General features: G+C 56.9%; 1 protein-coding gene. It reads left to right on the forward strand.

What is annotated here, in order from left to right:
• Window positions 1–15 precede the first annotated feature (15 nt).
• Window positions 16–1272 (forward strand): aminotransferase class I/II-fold pyridoxal phosphate-dependent enzyme, encoded by a 1257-nt coding sequence (locus NKH23_RS34375; protein WP_353036783.1) that lies wholly within the window; start codon window positions 16–18, stop codon window positions 1270–1272.
• Window positions 1273–1576: the final 304 nt, after the last annotated feature.

The raw sequence follows: 1576 nt of genomic DNA on the forward strand, positions 1-1576 counted from the left end.
TGAAAGGACGTCCTGATGTCTGCAGTAGAATCCGCAGCAGGCGCTGTGCGCGCCAATCGTTTCCGCAACACCGCTTCGGTCATTGACCGAACGCGAACGCATTTCCAACGGGCTCACCAACGTGGCCTCATGGCGGTCTACGGGCGGTCGATGGAGGGGAGGACGGTCTGGCTCACAAGAGGCGACCGTCGAGGCGATACCGTTATCGACTATGTACGTTGTTGCTACCTCGGTCTGGACAATCATCCGGCTATCGTTGCCGGCGCGGTTGCCGCAATAGAGGAATATGGATCACTCCACTGGTCATGTGCACGCACGCGGCTGAATTTCGGGCTCATTGGTAATCTTGAGGACATGCTTTCCCAACTCTTTGGGGCGCGCGTTATTGCATATTCAACAGTCATGATCGCCAATATGGGCGCATTGCCAATCATCGCCTCCGGACATCTAACGGAAGGCCAAAGACCTGTCATGGTGTTCGACCATCTGGCCCATGCCTCCCTCGCCTTTCATAAGCCAGTCGTGGCCGAGGAGACCCAAGTGGAGACAATTCCTCACAATGACCTCGATGCCTTGGAGCAGATCTGCCGCAAGCATCCAATCGTCGCCTATGTGTGCGATGGCGTCTATTCGATGGGCGGCTTCGCGCCGATCGAAGGGCTTCTCCAGTTGCAGGAGAAGTATGGTCTTTTTCTTTACATCGACGACGCGCACGGAATTTCCCTCTTTGGCGAAAATGGTGAAGGCTTTGCGCGCTCTCAATTGCCCCGTGAGCTCGGTGAGCGCACGATTGTCGCGGCGTCCCTCGCCAAGGGCTTTGGCGCGTCGGGTGGCATGCTCATGCTTGGAACGGCATATCAGGAAGAGCTATTTCGTTCCTACTCCATTCCGCATGCCTTCTCAGCTTCGCCCAACGTCGCAGCTGTCGGTGCCGCTATAGCCTCGGCGGAAATTCACCGGACGAGCGAGCTTAAGGTCCGCCAGGGTCAGTTGGTCGAGCGCATCGCCATTTTCGACGAGCTCATCGAGACAGATCAGCGAGGCGCCCCTCTGCCAATTCGTATGGTCAAGGTGGGCGACGAATTCGCAGCCATCGATTTCGCAGAGCGCCTACTAGATGACGGCTTTTATACATCCGTCACGTTCTTTCCGACGGTCGCTCGCGGCCACGCGGGCATACGCATCTGCCTGACCGCAAGTCACAACCTGTCGAATCTAGAGAGGCTCTGCAGCAGGATTGAGAGCTACCAACCCGTGTTTACCACAGCCTAAGCCCAAAATGGCTGGCGCTACGCCCGGGCCCGCTCCCACCGGGACGACTTATCGGGGGAGTGTTCCGCCGAAGGAGTCTCATCCGGACACCAAGGATTTTCGGAGTTTCGGATCATGATCAGCCGTAATCAACTTAGCATTTCCCGCCTTGCGCACCAGCGCGCAAAAGAGGTCACGCCCGGGGGCAACACTAGCAGCAGCGTCCATGAGGCGCCCTTTTATCAGAAATCCGGAAAGGGAGCGTACGTTAGACGTCAACGAGAACTCCTATCTCGATTTCCAGAGCAATTTCATCGTTCTGATC

Source organism: Mesorhizobium sp. M1328 (genome assembly GCF_040318075.1).
Taxonomy (GTDB): domain Bacteria; phylum Pseudomonadota; class Alphaproteobacteria; order Rhizobiales; family Rhizobiaceae; genus Mesorhizobium.